Raw genomic sequence first — 17467 nt, 5'->3', positions numbered from 1 at the left:
GGTCGGGGTTTCCGAGGTTTTCTGGGTTGTCCGGGCGGTCGTCACTTGGCGTACCCCGCGTTCTTCACGCGCACGAGGCCGTCGCCGTAGACGTGCACCCCCGCGATGTCCTTCCCCGTGACGACGTAGTTCTTCTGGCGGTAGAGGTAGATGAGCGCGTGCGCGTCGTTGACGCGGCGGGTCAACTCGTCGTAGATCCTGGCCCGTTCGGCGGGGTCGGCCTCGGTGCGGCCGCGCTCGATGAGGGCGTCGACCTTCTTGTCCGAGAGGCCGTAGGCGTTCATCGCGCCGCGCGTCTGCAGGAAGCTGGCGATGTTGCCGTCCGGGTCGAGGCGCCCGGACCAGCCGCTGTTGAAGGCCTCGTAGTGCCCGTCGTCGGTCTCTTCGAGCATGGTGGCGTACTCGGTGGGGCGCAGCGTGACCGCGAATCCCGCGTCCTTGGCCATGGCCTGGATGACCTGGCCGATGCGGCTCCACTCAGGGGTGGTGGAGATCTTCAGCTCGACGTGCACCGGGGTCTGCGCCCCCGCCTGCTTCAACAGCTTCTTGGCGGCGGCGACATCGCGCTTCGGGCACGCGGACGCCTTGACGCCGGGGGCGAGGGCGGACTCCGGGGAGACGGGTCCGCACGCGGGCTCGTACATGCCCTGGAAGACGACCTTGTTGATGAGGTCGCGGTCGATGGCGAGCTCGAAGGCCTCGCGGACCCGGACGTCGCGCCCCATCGGGGCGTCGATCCGGCCGGGCTTCTCGCCGAGGCCCTTGACGTTGCCGACGTTGACACCGATGCCCTGGTAGCCGAGCGAGGGCGAGTTGAACAGCTGGAGCTTGGCGTCGGTGAGGGCGCTCTTCACGTCGACGGGGGCCATCTGGTCGCCGATCTGGAGGTCGCCGGAGCGCAGGTTGGCGAGCCGGACGCTGCCGTCGGGGATCGGCTTGTAGATCACCTTGTCGAGGTGGACGGAGTCCGCGTCGTAGTAGTGGGTGTCCTTGGCAAGGACGATGCGGTCGCCGCCGACGCGCTCGACGAACTTGAACGGGCCGACGCAGGACGGGTGGTTGGTGAAGTTCTTGCCGTACTTCTTGAGCGCGGCCGGCGACATCACCATGCCGGCGCGGTCGGCGAGCACCGCGGTCAGCGGGACGTACGCCTGCTTGAGGGTGAGCCTCACGCTGTACGGGCCGGTGGTCTCGGCCCGCTTCAGCGGGGCGAGTTCGGTGGCGCGGGCCGAGCCCGCCAGGTCGCGGTGGCGCAGCAGGGACGTGACGACGGCGGCCGCGTCGAGCCGGGTGCCGTCGCTGAACCGGGCGTCCTTGCGGACGTCGAAGGAGACGGTGCGGCCGTCGGCGGACACCTTCGGCAGGGCCGTCGCGAGCTGCGGCACGACCTTGCCCTTGGCGTCGACGTCGTAGAGCTTCTCGCACATGCCGGCGAAGACGGTGCGGCCGACGAGGGTCTGGGCCAGGGTCGGGTCGAGCTTGTCGGGGTCCGCGTTGAGGGCGACCGTGAGGGTGCCGCCGTCGCGTACGGGACGGTCGTCGGTCATCCGCTCCCCGCCGACCTCGGTGGCCGAGGACTGCAGGGAGCCGCAGCCCGCCGTTGTGGACATCACCAGGGCAACTGCCGTGAAGGCAACCGCTGTTCGGCGCACGAGGGCATACCTCCGCCAAGGAGTGGTTCCGCAGGCGCCTGTGCGTGTCGACAGAAAACCTGTGGGCGATCAAGGAATACCGCAGAACGTATTTCGCATACAGTCCGCAGGACAAGGGGGTTGTCCGGATGCCGGACCGGATTCGATGAAGATTGAATAACCGGGCCGGACATAGAGGGGTGTTCGCGGCGTATCGATGCGGTGTCCGTCCGGGGAACGCCGCGGGGCCCGGGCCGAGTGCGTCCACTCGGCCCGGGCCCCGGGGCGGTTCAGCTGCTGGTCAGCCGGTCAGCTGTCCACCCAGCCGTGCTTGCGCCCGCTCTGCACCAACTCGCGGCGGATCGCCAGGATCTGGTCGCCGGTCAGCGATGGGGCGGCGCGCAGCAGCAGTTCGGTGACCTCGTTCGTGAACTCGTCGACGCGCAGGACGTCGCAGAGCACGTCGTCGCCGTCGGCCGCGCCCCGGCCGGGCGCCGGCGCGGAGGCGCCCTCGGCGAGCTGGACGGACGACGCCTTGGGGCCCCGGTCGCCCTCCTCGATGTCGAACTCGACCTTCAGCCCCGTGCGCAGATACGACTCGGGGATGAGGAGGTCGTTCACATGCAGGAAGACGTCCTCACCGCCGTCGTCCGGCGCGATGAACCCATACCCGCGCGCTCCGTCGAAGCGCACCACACGACCAGCGACCACGCCGACCCCCCAACCACCACGGCGGACCCAGTGTCCGCGTCCTCAGCAACTTGTGCGGATCCTAGCGGCCGGGCCTCGGCTCCCGCGTCAGGCCGTGGCGCCGGTGTCCCGGCGATCGGCGCCCGGTGTGCGGGCGGCGACGAGTCCCGACTCGTAGGCGAACACGACGAGCTGGGCCCGGTCGCGGGCGCCCAGTTTGGTCATGGCGCGGCTGATGTGGGTCTTGGCGGTGAAGGGGCTGATCACCATGTGCGCGGCGATCTCCTCGTTGGTCAGGCCGCGGGCGGCGAGCGCGGTGACCTCGCGCTCGCGCGGGGTGAGGCACTCCAGGCCCGGCGCCGTCGCCCGGTCCGGGGGCCGGGACACGAACGCGCCGATGAGACGGCGTGTGACGGACGGCGACAGCAGGGCGTCGCCGCGCGCGACGACCGCGATCCCGGTGAGCAGGTCCTCCGGCTCGCTGTCCTTGAGCAGGAATCCGGACGCCCCGGCGCGCAGCGCCTCGAAGACGTACTCGTCCAGGCCGTAGTTGGTGAGCATGACGACGCGGACGCCGGCCAGCGCCGGTTCGGCGGCGATGCGCCGCGTGGCCTCGATGCCGCCGGTGCCCGGCATCTGTACGTCCATGAGCACCACGTCCGGCACCCGTTCCCGGACGAGGACGACCCCCTCGGCTCCGTCGGCGGCCTCCCCCACGACCTCGATCCCGTCCTCGGCGTCGAGGAGCGCGCGGAACCCGGCGCGCATCAGCGCCTGGTCGTCGACGAGCACGACGCGGATCATGAGGCGGTCCCGGGGACGGCTCGGGCCGTCCGCCCGGGGCGGGCGTTCCTCGCGGTCGCGGCCGGGTCCGCGCTCCGGCCGGCGGCGGGTGGCGGCGTCCCGTCCGGCGCCCCGCCGAGCGGCAGCCGCGCCCGCACCTCGAAGCCGCCGCCCTCGCGCGGGCCGGCCGACAGCGTGCCGCCGAGGGCGGCGGTCCGCTCCCGCATCCCGGTCAGTCCCGTGCCCTCGGCGACCGGCCGGTCCGGGGTCGCGGCGCCGGTGTCGGTGACCAGAACCGTCACCTCGGCCTCTCCGTGGTCGAGATGCACGTGGGCCTGCGCCTCGCGGCCCGCGTGGCGGGCCACGTTCGTCAGCGCCTCCTGCACGATCCGGTACGCCGCCCGGTCCTGCGGGGCCGGCAGGGGCCGCTCGGCTCCGGTGACGGTGAGGTCGACGGATATCCCGGCCGCGCGGGCGCGCTCGACGAGCAGGGCGGGGCTGCCCGTGGGCTCGTCGGTGCGCAGCACGTCCAGCGTCGCCCGCAGTTCGCGCATCGCCTCCCCGCTCGCCTCCTGGATCGCGAGCAGCGCGGGCGGCACCTCCTCGCCGCGCTTGCGGGCCAGGTGGACGGCGACTCCCGCCTGCAGCTTGACGATCGAGATGCTGTGGGTGAGCGAGTCGTGCAACTCCCGCGCGATGCGCAGCCGTTCCTCGCCCGCGCGGCGCAGCGCGGCCTCCTCACGGGTCCGCTCGGCCTCCAGGGCGCGCTGCTCGGTCTGGTGCAGATACGCCTGCCAGTTCTTGTCGGCGAGCCCGGTCACGACCGCGCACAGGAACCAGCCCACGAGCAGCAGGCCGCGCGTGGTGGCGCCGTCCGTCGCGAGGGCGTCCCGCGTGATGTAGACGGCGAGGAAGGCACCGGCCGTGGCCGCGGCCAGGCCCCGGTACCCCGCCCGGGCCGCCGTGTGCACCGAGGCGAGCACCGGCAGCGCCGCCAGCGGCGCGGGGTGCGCATGGACAACGTAGGCCGTGGTCAGCGCAGTTGACGCGAGCAGCACCACGCGGGGTGCCCGGCGGTAGCCCGCCAGGCACGCCGCCGACGCCGTCATGAGCGCATAGTCCAGCGGCGTCGCCCCGTCGTCGCCGAGCGCGGCCGCGAGGACCACGACCGTGCCGGCCACGACGGCGAGCGCCGCGTCGGCGAGCCGCGCGCGCCAGGAGGGCGGCGCGGCCCTCCCGGCCACCGCTCCGCCGCCCGCGTCCCCGTCCCGTACGTCCAAGTCCCCCTGCATGTCCGGCAGATTAGACGGCGCCGCCGGCATCGGCGTCCGCCGTGAGGACGGCGCGGGCCCGGCGCCTACTCCCCGGGGAGTAGGCCGAGGTGGGCTCCGCCGTACGACGCCCGGGGCCGGGGCGCCGGGCGAGCCTGAACGGGTCCGCAGCACCGCCCGAGACCGGCCCGAGGAGCCCGCATGCCCGGCCCGTACCGCTACACGCAGCCGCCGTCGCCCCAGTCCGCCACCGGCACCGCCGCCGCCGTCTGGGAGCAGACGGCGACCGACTTCGGCATCACGCACCCGCCGACCCTCGTCGTCCTCTCCTCGGCACCCGAACTCCTCGCACCCGCCTGGGCGTTGCTGCGCGAGGCGCTGATCGCGGGCAGCGGCTCGCGCACCGACCGCGAGCTGGTCGCGGCCGGGACCTCCCTCGCGAACCGCTGCCCGTTCTGCGTCGACGCGCATGCCGTGCTGCTGCACGCGAACGGCGACCACGCGCTCGGCGAGGCGGTGGCCCGGGCCGCGGCCCCGGGCGACGAGCGGGCGTCCCGGCTGCTGGAGTGGGGCCGGGCCACCCGGGTGCCCGGCTCCCCGGACCTGGCGCCTCCGCCGTTCGCCCGCGCCGATCTCGCCTCGCACGTCGGCACCGCGCTGACCTTCCACTTCATCAACCGGATCGTGTCCGCGCTGTGCACCGAGAACCTGCTGCCCGCGGGCGCCCAGCGCCTCCAGGCGGTCCGCTCGCTGGCCGGCCGCAGCCTCTCCCGCGTGGTCCGCACCCCGCACCGGCCCGGCGCCTCGCTCGACCTGCTCGACTCCCCGGGCCCCGGCCCGGCCTGGGCGGCGGGCAGTTCCGTCGGCCCGGCCTACGACGCCCTGCGCACGGCGGCCACGAAAGGCGCGGGCCTCCTCGGCGACGACGACCTCGCCCTCGTCCAGGAGACCGTCGCGAAGTGGGACGGCTCGCACCCGGCGCCCGGCGGGCCGGAGCTGCCCGGCCGCGCCGAGCGGCCCGGGGCACGGCTGGCGCTGCTCGCCGCGCTCGCGCCGTACCGGATCACCGGCGAGGACGTCGCGGCGTGGCGCGTGGCCCCGTACACCGATCACTGCCTCGTGCATCTGATCGCGTACGGAGCCTTCGCCGCCGTCGACCGGATCGAGTCCGCGCTGCCCGTACCGGAACTCCTGGAGACACCGTGACCATCGCCAACCTCCGTCAGGAACAGGCCTGGAACGGCCCGCTGGGCCGGCACTGGGCGACCCATCACCGGCGCTTCGACGCGCTGCTCGGCGAGGCCGACGAGGCGCTGTTCGCGGCCGCCGCCATCGCGCCGGGCGACCGGGTCCTCGACATCGGCTGCGGCGCCGGCGCCACGACGCGGACGGCGGCCCGGCTCGCGGCGCCCGGGCACGCCGTCGGCGTCGACATCTCGGCGCCGCTGATCGCGCGGGCCCGCGCCCGCACGGCCGAGGAGGGGGTGCGGGGCGCGTCGTTCGAACGCGGCGACGCGCAGACGCACCCGTTCCCGCCGGGCGGCTACGACGTCGCGCTCAGCCGCGGTGGCGTGATGTTCTTCGAGGACCACGTGGCGGCGTTCGCGAACGTGGCCCGGGCGCTGCGCAGGGGCGGGCGGCTCGCCTTCGTCTGCCCGCGCCGTCCGGGTCCGCAGACCGAGGAGAGCACGGCGCTGGCGGAGTTCGCCCGGCACCTGGCGGCGGGCACCCGGGACGCGGCCCCCGCCGCGCCGGATCCCGCCGCCCGCGCCGCGGGCACCGCCATGACGTCCCTGTCCGAGCCGTACCGGATCCACGCCGTGCTGCACCGCACGTTCGCCCGGATCGCCGTCAACCCGGTGGATGTCCACACCCGCTGGGGCGATTCGCCGGCCGACGCCGTCGACTTCCTCCTCTCCCGCGCCCCGGACCGGCCGGTGCCCGCCGCGACGCGCGCCGTGCTGGAGGACACGCTCCGGCCGTACGCGTCGGAGCGGGGCGTGCGGACGCGCGCCGGGGTGTGGCTGGTGACGGCCGTACGCCGGGACGATGCCGGTGTGTGATGCCGAGGTGACAGAAGTGGCGGTATCGCCGCACAGCAACTCATGTGACACTGGCGTCCCCCACCCCACTGACGTAAGGGACGTACGCCGTGCGTGCTCTCCCGCTCCCGGTCACTCTGGCCGCCCGGCTGCTGCCGGTCGCCGTGCTCGCCTGCGCGGGCTGGGCCTGGTCCACGGGACCGATGTCCGACACCGCCGACAAGGACCAGAAGAAGGCCGCGCCGCAGGAGTCGGCGTCGCACGGTCCCAGCGAGAGCGTGGCGGCCAAGACGTACGCGAAGCCGCCCGCGCCCTGCGGCACCGTAGGGAGCAAAACGGTCACTTCGCTCGTACCGGGCGCGAAGGCGGCGGGCAAGGAGCTCTCGGCGACCGACGAATCGGTCCGCCGCGGCTGCTCCTGGAGCGCGCTCAAGGGGTACGACTACCGCTGGCTCGACGTGTCCTTCGAGGTGAAGAACTCCGACGCCCTCGCGAAGCAGGCCTTCGCGTCGGGCGGCGGCAAGGACGGCGCGGCCAAGGACATCGGCGACGAGGCGCGGCTGACCACGGATCTCACCACCAAGGACAAGCAGGACACGCGGGAGGCCGTGGTCACGGTCCGCAGCGCCAACGTCCTGGTGACCGTCACGTACAACGGCAGTGACTTCGAGTCCAAGAGCGCCCCGTCCGCGGACACCATCGGCAAGGGCGCGCTGCAGGCGGCGCACGACGCCGTCGCCGCGCTCGACGCCGCGGGCAAGGACTCCGCGAAGGACTCCTGACCCGCGCCGTCCGCTCACCCGCCGCGACCCCCGTCGGCACCGGCCGGCGGAGGCCGCGTCGATCCGGTCAACGGCCGCTCAGCGTCACGGCCTCCCCCGGCTCCAGCTCCACGGTCCTGGCCCGGCCGCCCAGCAGGACCACCGTGCGACGTCCGCCGACACTGCGGATCGTCGCCTGGCGGACGCGGCCCCGCTCCCACGCCAGGTCGACCGTGAACCCGCCGCGGGCGCCCGCCCCGGTGACGGATCCGGCGGCGGCCCAGGCGTCGGGCAGCGCGGGGAGCAGTTCGATGCGGCCGGGGCGGGAGCGGACGAGCATCTCCAGGACCGCCGTCGGGGTGCCGAGGTTGGCGTCGATCTGGAAGATGGCACGGGTGTCCGAGACCCGGTACATGTCGAAGAAGTTCATCGCGGTCCCGGTGTCACCGCCCGACCAGGGCCGCAGGTTCGTCAGCACCAGCCGGTAGGCCTTGTCGGCGTTCCCGAGCCGGGCCCAGCACGCGGCCCGCCAGGCGCAGGCCCAGCCGTAGCTCTCCATGCCCCGGGAGACGAGCAACTCCTCTGCGCCCTTGAGGAGTTCGGGGTCGCCCGCGTCCGGGCGGATGCGGTCGCCGGGGAACAGGTTGATGAGGGGCGAGAGATGGCGGTGGGTGGTCTCGCCGAGGTCGTCCGCGCTCATCCACTCCTCCAGCCGGCCCGATGCGGGGCTGACCCGGGGCAGGTACAGGCGCTCGCGCAACTCCCCGATGATCCGGGCGTGTTCGGCGTCGACCCCGAGGGTGCGGCAGGCGTTCGTGTAGTGGCCGAAGAGGGTCCACAGGAGTTCCTGCGTGTACGTGATGCCGCGGGCGTCCTGCGGGCCGTGCTCGGGTGACCAGTCGTGGTCGTCGATCAGGACCTCGCGGCCGTCGACGGTCGTGGTGATCAGCCGCGCCTGCCAGAACTCGCAGGCACCCTTGAGCAGCGGCATGATCCGGGACAGGTAGGCGCGGTCCTGCGTGTACTCGTAGTGCTCGTGGAGGGAGGCGCACAGCCAGGCGTTGCCCGCCGGGTGCCACCACCAGCCGAGGCCGCCGTAGGGGTTGGTGGAGAAGGCGACCGTCCAGCCCGCGACCTTGCCGGAGGTGTTGCGGTAGCGGTTGCGGGAGTCCTGGAACCGCTTCTGGGTGACGTCGCTCCACGCGGGGAGCTGGGCGAGGCAGTAGTCGGCGAACGCGGGGAAGGTCTCGCCGAGGCCGGCCCGGTCGGCCAGCCAGTAGTTCATCTGGATGTTGATGTCGGTGTGGTAATCGCCCATCCAGTCCGGGGTGTTGCCCTCCAGCCACAGTCCCTGGAGGCCCATCGGCAGTCCGTCGCGCGAGCCGCAGATGGTGAGGTAGCGGCCGAACTGGACGTAGCTCGCCTCCAGTTCGGGGTCGGGCGCCGCCCCGTCGGCCGCACGGGCCTTCAGCCGTGTCCAGGTGTCGCGCCCACGCTGCCGGCCACTGGAGCGCCCGAGGTCGAGGGTGAACCGGTCGTAGCGCGCCCGGTAGTCGGCGACATGCGTGTCGCGCAGGCGGCTGCCCGGGATCGCGGCCGCGGCCGCGGCTTTGGACCGGGCGAGCGCGAGCGGGTCGGCGTCGGGGGCGCGGTAGCCGGTGGCGTGGTCCGGGGCGTAGTCCGTGCCGCCGCTGATGACGAGGGTGACCTCGGTGCAGTCGGTGAAGGTGACGCGGGTCCCGGTGGCCGCGACCGTGCCGTCCCCGGCGGCGGTGACCGCCGCCGCGTACCGCAGTTCGTTGCCGAGGGTCCCGGAGAAGGAGGCGAGGTCCCGGTCCGCGGCGGTCGTCTCGCCGTGGGTGCCGGAGAGGATGACGGCGCCGGTCAGAAAGCCGCCGCCGCTCTGGGACAGCCGGACGACGATGGTGTCGTCGGGGGCGCTGGCGAACATCTCGCGGACGTACCGGACCCCGCCTTTGGTGTACGTGGTGGTGACGAGGCCGTTGCTGAGGTCGAGGGTGCGGCGGTAGCCGGTGACGGCGGAGCGCTCGTGTCCCGGCAGGTACAGCATGACGCGGGCGAGCAGCGTGAAGCTGCCGAAGTCGTCGCGCCCGTAAGGGAACTGGCCGTCCTGGTCGAGGGTGGTGTTGGCGCCGCCGGTCCACAGGGTGGCGTCGGTGACGTGGAACAGCTCGCGGGCGGGGTCGGCGCCGACGAGGGCGCCGAGCCGGCCGTTGCCGAGCGGCAGGCCCTGCTCGATGAGGAGGTCCTCGTCGGCGGGCTCCGGGTACCACAGGGTCGTCGCCCGGTCGGCGGGGACGAGCGGGGAGGAGGCGGGGCGTCGCGGCGCGGCGTGCGCGGTGAAGGCGGGGAGGGCGTTCAGGGCGAGGGCGGTGCCGAGCCCGAGAACGACGCGTCTGGAGGGTCCGTTGCTCATGTGCGGCTCCTTGGACGGGGAGGGCAGGACCGGTCAGGACAGCTTGATCAGGCGCGAGCCGTGGGCCGGGACGGACGAGGCGGTCCAGGAGCCCCGTGCCGGGGCGAGGTCGGTGCGGGCGGCGACGTCGCGCAGCCGCTGGGTGCCGGACAGGCCGAGGTCCTTGAGGTTCACCGTGATGTCGGTGGCCGAGGAGCCGAGGTTGTAGACGGCGAGGTAGGTGGCGCGGCCCACCTTCTTCGTCCACACCTGTGTGTCGCCGGAGCGGATCTGCCGCGGCAGGACGGCGGCCTGGTCGACGGCGATGACCTCGGGGTTGGTGAGGATCGCCTTGGCCTTGTCGTCGAGGAACCAGATGTCGCCGCCGACGTAGAGCGGGGACGACGCCATCGACCAGAACGTCATGACGGTCTGCCGCTCGGTGTCGTCGATGCCGTCCTGGAGTCCGCTGCCGGTGTTGTTGTTGATCGGCATGGAGTCGAGGTCGGGGAGGTAGCCGGGCGCGGCCAGGTCGGGCAGCCACCGGGGCAGATCGGTGAAGCGGTCGTCGACGGAGCTGGTCCACGTGCTGGTGGTCTCGCAGTAGCACTCGATGTCGGTGTCGACGCGGACCCCGTTCGCGTAGGGCCGCAAGCCCCCGGCGGCCTCCAGGTCGACGGGCCAGGCGCTGGCGGAGAGCCACATGCTGCGGCCGCTGTGGTCGATGGCGGTGGACCAGGCCCTGATGTCGGCGACGTTGTCCTTCGTCACGCCGTCGATCTTGATGAAGTCCACGCCCCAGGAGGCGTACCGGGCGACGATGGAGTCGATGTAGTCCTGGGCGCAGGGGTTGCTGTAGTCGATCTTCCAGCTGCCGCCCCACTTGTTGGTCGGGGTCAGCGGCTTCACCGCAATGTCCTGGGCATGACAGCCGGTGCCGAGGATCGGGGCGTTCTTGTCGTAGACCTCCTTCTCCAGTCCGGCGGCGCCGTAGAGGCCGAGCTTGAGGCCCTTGCCGTGGACGTAGTCGGAGAGCGCGGGCATCCCGCTGGGGAAGCGGTCCTTGTCGGCGTCGGGGATGCCGTGGGTGTCGGTGTGGAAGTTCCAGTCGTAGTCGAAGTTCCAGCCGGCGTCGATGTTGAGGTTCTTGTATCCGGACGCGGACAGCTTGCCGCTGAGGGAGTCGGCGGCGTTCTTGATGTTGTCCTCGTTCAGCCAGTGCGTGCCGTAGCCGCTGCGCGAGGACGACTCCACGCTCCAGCTGCTCCAGCCCATGAACGGCTTGACGTACGGGGTCTTCGCCTGGGCGGCGGGCGACGGCAGGGCGAGGGCGAGCGGCAGCGCGCAGGCGGCGGTGAGGGCCGCCCGCCGGATCGTTTCGGTCACTTCACGTACCTCCGGGGGAAGGGGGTTCAGGACTTGAGACCGGACATCGCGATGCCCTGGACGATGTGGCGCTGGGCGACCAGGAACATGACGACGAGCGGGAGGATCGCCACGGCCGTGCCCGCGAACAGCTCGGGCAGGTTCACGGTCTGGGAGGTGAGGAAGCTGGAGAGCGCGATCTGCACGGTCCAGCTCTGCGGGTCCTGGCCGATCATCAGCGGCCACAGGAAGGAGTTCCACGCCTCGATGAAGGACAGCGCGCCGAGCGAGGCGATCATCGTGACGGAGTTGGGGAGGATGATCCGCCCGTAGACGCCGAGGTAGCTGAGGCCGTCGAGGCGGCCCGCCTCCTCTATCTCGGCGGGGAAGGACAGGTAGAAGCTGCGGAACAGGACGACGGCGAACGCGTTGAAGAGGCCGGGCGCGATCAGTCCCCACATCGTGTTGACGCCGCCCATGGAGCCGACGACGACGAACGTGGGCAGGAACGTGACGGCCTGCGGGATCATCAGCGTGCCCACGATGAGCGAGAGCACGACCGCCCGCCCGGGCACATGGATACGGGCGAGGGCGTAGCCGGCCATCGAGGCGAGCAGCGTCGACACGGGCGCCGAGACCACCGCGATCAGCAGCGAGTTGAGGATCGACCGGCCGAAGGGCCGCTCCGGGTTGTCGAAGAGGGACGTGAAGTTGTCCGGGCTCAGCGAGGACGGCAGCCAGTGCCAGTCGGTGGCGGTGATCTCCGGCGTCGTCATGAAGGCGCCCCGCAGCAGGACGTAGAACGGGATCAGGAAGACCACGGCCAGCAGGCACAGCGCCAGGTACGTGGCGGCGGATCCGAGGACGCTCCCTCGGTAACGGTTCATGGTTCAGTCCTTGTCGCGGGCGAACCCGAGGATCCGGCCCTGGAGGAGCGTGACCAGCACGATCAGGAGCGTGAGCAGGAAGGCGCCGGCGGATCCGACGCCGTAGTCCTGGTCCTGGAGGGCGACGCCGTACAGGTGCATGAGGGGCGTGCGCACGGGTTCGCTGCCGAGCGAGGCGCCGGTGGAGAAGATGGCGTAGAACTCGTCGAAGGCCTGGAGCGCGGCGATGAGCATCAGCAGCAGGATGGCGACCGAGGTGTTGCGCAGCATGGGGAAGGTGATGCTGCGGAAGGTGCGCCAGGCCCCGGCGCCGTCGAGGGCGGCGGCTTCGTAGAGGTGCTGCGGGACGGACTGGAGTCCGGCGATGAACAGGATCATGTAGAGGCCGACCTGGAGCCACAGGCGCAGCGTGACGAGGACGATCCAGTACAGGGGCGGGCTCTGCGTCTGGATCCAGGGGGTGGGATCGGCGCCGAACAGCGCGCCGAGGGTGTTCGCGAGGCCGGAGGGCACGCCGCTGAACAGGGCCATCTTCCAGATCATCGCGGCGGCGACGTAGCTGACGGCGGCGGGCAGCAGGAACGCGGTGCGGAAGAAGGCCCGGCCGCGCCGTACGCGGTTGACGAGGACGGCGAGGCCGAGGGACGCGGCGAAGGTGAGCGGCACGATGAGCGCGGTGAACAGCACGATCATCGTGAGCGAGTCGCGGAACCGCTCGTCGCTCAGCAGTTCCTGGTAGTTGTCGAGGCCGACCCAGTTCCCGAGGGAGATGGTGCGGCGGGCCTCGCTGAAGCTGAGCAGGAAGCTCCAGCCGATGGCCACGTAGCGGAAGACGCCGAGACCGACGAGCATCGGCGCGGTCAGCACGACGAAGGCGAGGGCCTTCGACCGTCGCTCGGTCAGCCGCCGGCGGCGCGGCGCCGGGGCGGGCGCCGGCCGGGCGGCACTCTTGCGCAGGGGCGCGGTGCCGGTGGCGGTCATGGTGTCAGCCCATCTGCTTGTCGAGGGCGGACTGCGCCGTGGACTGGGCTTTCCGGAGGGTCTTCTCGGCGCCCGCGCCCTTCGCGATGTCGGCGGCCGCGGCGATGAATCCGGCCTGCATGGCCTGGGTCCACTCGGCGGGGAAGGAGATGCCGTACGCGGTCGCGATCCTGGCGGCGTCCTTGGCGGCCCCCTTGCTCAACTCGGGGGTTCTGGCAGCGACTTCGGTCTGCGGCGGGACATGGAAGCCGTACTTGACGGCCCAGTCGATCTGGATGTCGGTCTGCTTGATCCACAGCCATGCGAGGTACTTCTTGGCCTCGGCGACGTGCTTGCTCCCGGAGTGGATCGCCTGTGTCCAGCCGCCGAGCCGGGCGACGGCCTTGCCGGAGGAGTCGTACGCGGGCCAGGGCACGACCCCGAAGTCGTCGCCGAGCGCCTTCTCGACGGCGGGCAGCGCCCACAGGCCGCACCATTGCATGGCGGCGGCGCCCTGGTTGAACGCCCCGGGGTCGTACCAGTCGGTGGTGAAGCCGAGCAGCACCGACTTGTCGGAGTGCAGGTCGCGCAGGCCGCCGATGGACCTGGCGGCGTCGGCGTAGACCACCTTCTCGCCGTCGATGAGGCCGACGCCCTGGGACCAGGCGAGCAGGTAGGGGCTGTCGCCGATGCCGTCGTTGCCGATGAACAGGCCCTTGACGTCGCCGTCCGTCAACTTCCGCGCGGCGTCGACGAGTTCGGCGAAGGTGGTGGGCGGGGTGATGCCGGCCTTCTTCAGCATCGACTTGCGGTAGTAGAGCACCATGATGTCGTCGATGGTCTTGATGCCGTAGAGCTTGCCGTCGACGGTGAGGTAGTCGAGGTCCGCCTTGTTGAAGCCGTCCTTGGCGGCGCCGTACACGTCGTCGAGGGGTTCGAGCTGCCCCTTGCGGGCCATCTCGGCACGGAAGTCGCCGAGTTCGAAGAGGTCGGGGGCGTCGGCGCCGAGCAGCGCCGCGTTGAGCTTGGTCTCGTACTGGGAGACGTCCGCACCCCACACCACGTTGACCGCGATGTCCGGGTTGGCCTTTGTGAACTCCTCGGCGTACCGCTTCACCGCGGCCTGGGTGCCCTCCTCCCCGTACTGGTGGTACCACTGCGTGAGCGTGACCTTGGCACCCTTGGCGGAAGCGGTCTCCTGCGGGTTGCTGGAGCACGCCACGGCGGCGCCGGCCACGAACAGCAGGGACGTGCCGAGGAATCCCCGGCGGGACAGGGCGGAACTGGCAGTCATGACAGGGTCCTTCCGGGGAACGGAGACGTGCGGGAAGCGGGCCGTGGCGTGGGGGGTCAGGCGGCGAAGAGGGACTGGATGCTGACGGCGGCGGCGCCGCGCGCCCATTCCTCCCAGGGCAGGGGGCGCACGACGAGCGGGCAGCGGGCGGCGGCCCCGAAGGCCTGGGTGGTGAAGGCGGCGCGGATCTGCTCCTCGAAGAGGTCGTACGCGGCCACGCCCTCGCCGGAGACGACGACCCGCTCGGGTCCGACCAGGTTGACCATGGCGGCGAGGCCGAGCCCGATGGCCTCGCCCGCCTCCTCGAACACGGCCCGTACGGCGGCGTCCCCGCCGTGGGCGCGGTCGATCGCCCCGGCCATGTCGAGGTCCGGGTCGTCGGCCGCCCGGCGGGCCCGGGCGACGATGGCCTCCTCGGAGGCGATCGCCTCGACGCAGCCGCGGGCGCCGCAGTGGCAGGCGGGGCCGTCCCCGGCCGCGACCGGGATGTGGCCGATCTCGCCGGCCACCCCGTAACCCCCGGCCACCAGGCGGCCGTTGACGACGAGCGCACAGCCGATGCCGACGCCGACCGTGGCGAGGGCGAAGGAGTCGGCGCCCACGCCGTCGCCGAACCACTGCTCGGCGACGGTGAGGGCCTTCACGTCGTTCTCGACGGTGACCGCCAACCCCGTCGCGGCGGCGACCAGTTCGGCCAGCGGGACGTCGCGCCAGCCGAGGAACGGCGAGTAGCGCACGACGCCGCCCGGCCGGTCCACGTCACCGGAGACGGACACCCCGATGTGGTGGGTCCGCTCGGCGTGGGCGGGGGTCAGCTCCGCGACGAGCGCGGCGATGTCCCGGACGACCCGCTCGACGGACCGGTCGGTCAGCGGCATCCGGTGGGCGGCGCGCACCTGTGCCCTCAAGTCGGTGACCACGCCGATGAGTTCGTCGGCGGTGACCTTGACGCCGACGAAGAACTCCCGGTCGGCGCGGACGGCGAGGGGGTGTGCGGGACGTCCCGCGCCCTCGACGGTTCGCGGTCCCTGTGGGCGTTCCTCCAGGTATCCGGCCTCGATCATCGGCTTGACCGCCTTGGTGACGGCGGCGGAGGAGAGACCGGTGATCCGGGCGATCTCCGGGCGGACGACCGGGCCACGGGTGAGCACTGTCGTGAACACCGTGTTGGCCGCCGGAGACGCGAGCAGCTTCGCTCGGTTCAGCAACATGGGGGAAACGTAGGGGCAATAATTTCCTTCGTCAATATTTAAATTCAAGGAGTTCGGATCTAGGCTCCGGCTCATGTCTCAGGTGTCCTACGACCAGCCCAGTCGCACGTTCCTGCTCACGACCCCCGCCTCCTCGTACGCGCTGCGCATCGGCGCGGACGACAGTCCACGGCATGTGCACTGGGGCGCCTCTCTGACGCTCGGCCAGGCATCCGCGCTGCCCACGCACTCGGGATTGACCAGCAGCTTCGCGTCAACGAGCGGCGAGGAGCTGGCCGTCGAGGGCGGCGCGCGGTTCGGGGTGCCGTCGCTGCTCGTGCGGTACGCGGACGGGGCGCGTGGCGTCGAGTGGCGGTACGAGGGCCACACCGTCGAGGACGGCCGGCTCGACCTGCACCTGCGCGACCGGCACTATCCGCTCGGCTGCACGCTGCACTACGCGGTCCACCCGGACAGTGACGTCGTCGAACGCTCGCTGACGCTGCGGCACTTGGACGCCGGGGAGGACGCCGAGCCGATCGAGGTCCTGCGCTGCGACGCCGCGAGCTGGTCGGTCCCGGCGGCGTCCGGCGTCCGGCTGAGCCACACGGTCGGCGCGTGGACGGGCGAGACACAGCTGCGGCGCACCGAAGCCCCGTACGCCGAGACGGTGTTCACCAGTCGGCGCGGTGTCTCGGGGCACTTCGCGAACCCCTGGCTGATGGTCGACGCGGGCGACGCCGACGAGGACCACGGCGAGGTGTGGAGCATGGCCCTTGCCTGGTCCGGGAGTTGGCGGATCACCGCGGCCCGCGACCACACCGGCGGGCCCTTCACGGTCACCGGCGGCGCCGGGCACGACGGCCTGACCTGGCGGCTCCGGCCCGGCGAGAGCCACGGGACCCCGGTGTTCGCGGGGCAGTTCAGCCGGGCCGGGTTCGGCGCGGCGAGCCGGGGCTGGCACCGGTACGTCGCCGCTCACGTGCTGCCGCGCCCCGACGAGATCCGCCCCGTGGTCTACAACAGCTGGGAGGCGACCGGCTGGGACGTCACACCGGAGGGCCAGCGGGCCCTGGCCGAGCGCGCCGCCGCGCTGGGCGTCGAGCTGTTCGTGGTGGACGACGGCTGGTTCGGGCGGCGCACCAGTGACCGGGCCGGGCTCGGCGACTGGCACCCGAACCCCGAGCGGTTCCCGCAGGGGCTCGGCCCGCTGGTGACGGAGGTGCGCCGGCTCGGGATGCGCTTCGGCCTGTGGGTGGAGCCGGAGATGACCAACCCGGACAGCGACCTGTACCGGGCGCACCCCGACTGGGTGCTGCACATGCCGCACCGCCGCCGTACCGAGCTGCGCCACCAGCTCGTCCTCAACTTCGCCCGCGCCGAGGTCACCGAGTGGGCGTACAAGTGGCTCGACCGGCTCGTGGCGACGCATGCGATCGACTTCCTGAAGTGGGACATGAACCGGGCGTTCACGGAGGCGGGCTGGCCGGGCCACCCCGACGCGGAGCGGGTGTGGACCGACCACACCCGCGGTGTCCACTCCGTGCTCGACCGGTTGCGCCGCGCCCACCCCGACCTGCGCGTCGAGGGCTGCGCGGGCGGCGGCGGGCGCGCGGACCTCGGCATGCTGGCCCGCACGGACCAGACCTGGATCTCCGACAACACCGACGCCGACGACCGCATCGGCATCCAGCACGGCTACAGCCAGATCTACCCGGCCCGCACCATGTCCGCCTGGGTCACGGACAGCCCCAACCCGCACACCGGACGCAGCGCGCCGCTCCCCTACCGCTTCCATGTCGCGATGGCCGGCGCCCTCGGCATCGGCGGTGACCTCTCCCGCTGGACGGAACCCGAACTGGCCGAGGCCCGCGACCTGGTGGACCTGTACAAGGAGATCCGGCCGGTCGTGCAGTTCGGCGAGCAGTACCGGCTCACGGACGCCGTGCAGTACCGGGCGGGCGACCGGGTCGTGGTCATCGCCTGGGGCCGGGACCGCACCCTGCGCCTGGCCGGCCTCTCCCCCTCCGGGGTCTACGTCGACGACGCGACCGGCACCGAGCACGCCGGGGCAACGCTGCTGACGCACGGTCTTCCGCTGCGGCTGCCCGTGGGAGACCGGCCGAGTGCGGTGGTGCGGCTCACCCGTGGATGACCCGCGACCCGCTCGGCGTCCG

General features: G+C 72.3%; 14 protein-coding genes. 4 read left to right on the top strand and 10 right to left on the bottom strand.

Features of this window, described 5'->3' with window-relative positions; all coding sequences use genetic code 11:
* Positions 1-41: 41 nt before the first annotated feature.
* The 4 genes from ACVHNB_RS11935 to ACVHNB_RS11920 all read right to left on the bottom strand — a co-directional run bounded on the left by ACVHNB_RS11935 (position 42) and on the right by ACVHNB_RS11920 (position 4348).
* Positions 42-1610 (bottom strand): ABC transporter substrate-binding protein, encoded by a 1569-nt coding sequence (locus ACVHNB_RS11935; protein WP_456228011.1) that lies wholly within the window; start codon positions 1608-1610, stop codon positions 42-44.
* Between the two features lie 330 nt (positions 1611-1940).
* Entirely contained in the window at positions 1941-2342 is a 402-nt protein-coding gene (locus tag ACVHNB_RS11930; protein WP_428951393.1) for a cold-shock protein, read from the bottom strand.
* A gap of 87 nt (positions 2343-2429) precedes the next feature.
* Entirely contained in the window at positions 2430-3125 is a 696-nt protein-coding gene (locus ACVHNB_RS11925) for a response regulator (protein WP_428951394.1), read from the bottom strand.
* On the bottom strand, positions 3122-4348 hold the full coding sequence (locus ACVHNB_RS11920) for a sensor histidine kinase (protein WP_456228869.1): 1227 nt from the start codon (positions 4346-4348) through the stop codon (positions 3122-3124). The genes ACVHNB_RS11925 and ACVHNB_RS11920 overlap by 4 nt, the downstream gene beginning before the upstream one ends.
* 228 nt (positions 4349-4576) lie before the next feature.
* On the opposite strand from ACVHNB_RS11920, the gene ACVHNB_RS11915 reads away from it, so the two are divergent.
* From ACVHNB_RS11915 to ACVHNB_RS11905, 3 genes are all read left to right on the top strand, one after another.
* The gene (locus ACVHNB_RS11915) at positions 4577-5581 is read left to right on the top strand and encodes a carboxymuconolactone decarboxylase family protein (RefSeq protein WP_456228010.1); all 1005 of its coding nucleotides are present in this window, start codon (positions 4577-4579) and stop codon (positions 5579-5581) included.
* The gene (locus ACVHNB_RS11910; RefSeq protein WP_428951396.1) at positions 5578-6438 is read left to right on the top strand and encodes a class I SAM-dependent methyltransferase; all 861 of its coding nucleotides are present in this window, start codon (positions 5578-5580) and stop codon (positions 6436-6438) included. The genes ACVHNB_RS11915 and ACVHNB_RS11910 overlap by 4 nt, the downstream gene beginning before the upstream one ends.
* Before the next feature lie 89 nt (positions 6439-6527).
* The gene (locus ACVHNB_RS11905) at positions 6528-7199 is read left to right on the top strand and encodes a hypothetical protein (protein ID WP_428951397.1); all 672 of its coding nucleotides are present in this window, start codon (positions 6528-6530) and stop codon (positions 7197-7199) included.
* Between the two features lie 67 nt (positions 7200-7266).
* Here the strand turns inward: ACVHNB_RS11905 and ACVHNB_RS11900 are convergent, their stop codons facing one another.
* From ACVHNB_RS11900 to ACVHNB_RS11875, 6 genes are read right to left on the bottom strand one after another with little or no spacing between them, the layout of a single operon-like run.
* The gene (locus tag ACVHNB_RS11900) at positions 7267-9615 is read right to left on the bottom strand and encodes a glycoside hydrolase family 95 protein (RefSeq protein ID WP_456228009.1); all 2349 of its coding nucleotides are present in this window, start codon (positions 9613-9615) and stop codon (positions 7267-7269) included.
* Positions 9616-9648: 33 nt separating this feature from the next.
* Positions 9649-10980, bottom strand: coding sequence for a glycoside hydrolase family 27 protein (locus ACVHNB_RS11895; protein ID WP_428951399.1), 1332 nt, complete (start codon positions 10978-10980; stop codon positions 9649-9651).
* A 26-nt stretch (positions 10981-11006) separates the two neighbouring features.
* Positions 11007-11846, bottom strand: coding sequence for a carbohydrate ABC transporter permease (locus ACVHNB_RS11890; RefSeq protein WP_428951400.1), 840 nt, complete (start codon positions 11844-11846; stop codon positions 11007-11009).
* A 3-nt stretch (positions 11847-11849) separates the two neighbouring features.
* Positions 11850-12827, bottom strand: coding sequence for a carbohydrate ABC transporter permease (locus ACVHNB_RS11885; protein ID WP_428951401.1), 978 nt, complete (start codon positions 12825-12827; stop codon positions 11850-11852).
* Positions 12828-12831: 4 nt separating this feature from the next.
* Complete coding sequence (locus ACVHNB_RS11880) at positions 12832-14100, bottom strand: ABC transporter substrate-binding protein (RefSeq protein WP_428951402.1); 1269 nt, start codon at positions 14098-14100, stop codon at positions 12832-12834.
* A gap of 56 nt (positions 14101-14156) precedes the next feature.
* The gene (locus ACVHNB_RS11875; protein WP_456228008.1) at positions 14157-15311 is read right to left on the bottom strand and encodes an ROK family transcriptional regulator; all 1155 of its coding nucleotides are present in this window, start codon (positions 15309-15311) and stop codon (positions 14157-14159) included.
* A gap of 73 nt (positions 15312-15384) precedes the next feature.
* On the opposite strand from ACVHNB_RS11875, the gene ACVHNB_RS11870 reads away from it, so the two are divergent.
* Positions 15385-17445 carry an alpha-galactosidase gene (locus ACVHNB_RS11870; protein ID WP_428951404.1) on the top strand — a complete coding sequence of 687 codons (2061 nt, stop codon included), beginning with the start codon at positions 15385-15387 and terminating at the stop codon, positions 17443-17445.
* Positions 17446-17467 lie beyond the last annotated feature (22 nt).

Source organism: Streptomyces sp. YJ-C3 (genome assembly GCF_053891275.1).
Note: the sequence above shows the minus strand (reverse complement) of the source record. Positions and strands in the feature narration are given on the sequence as shown.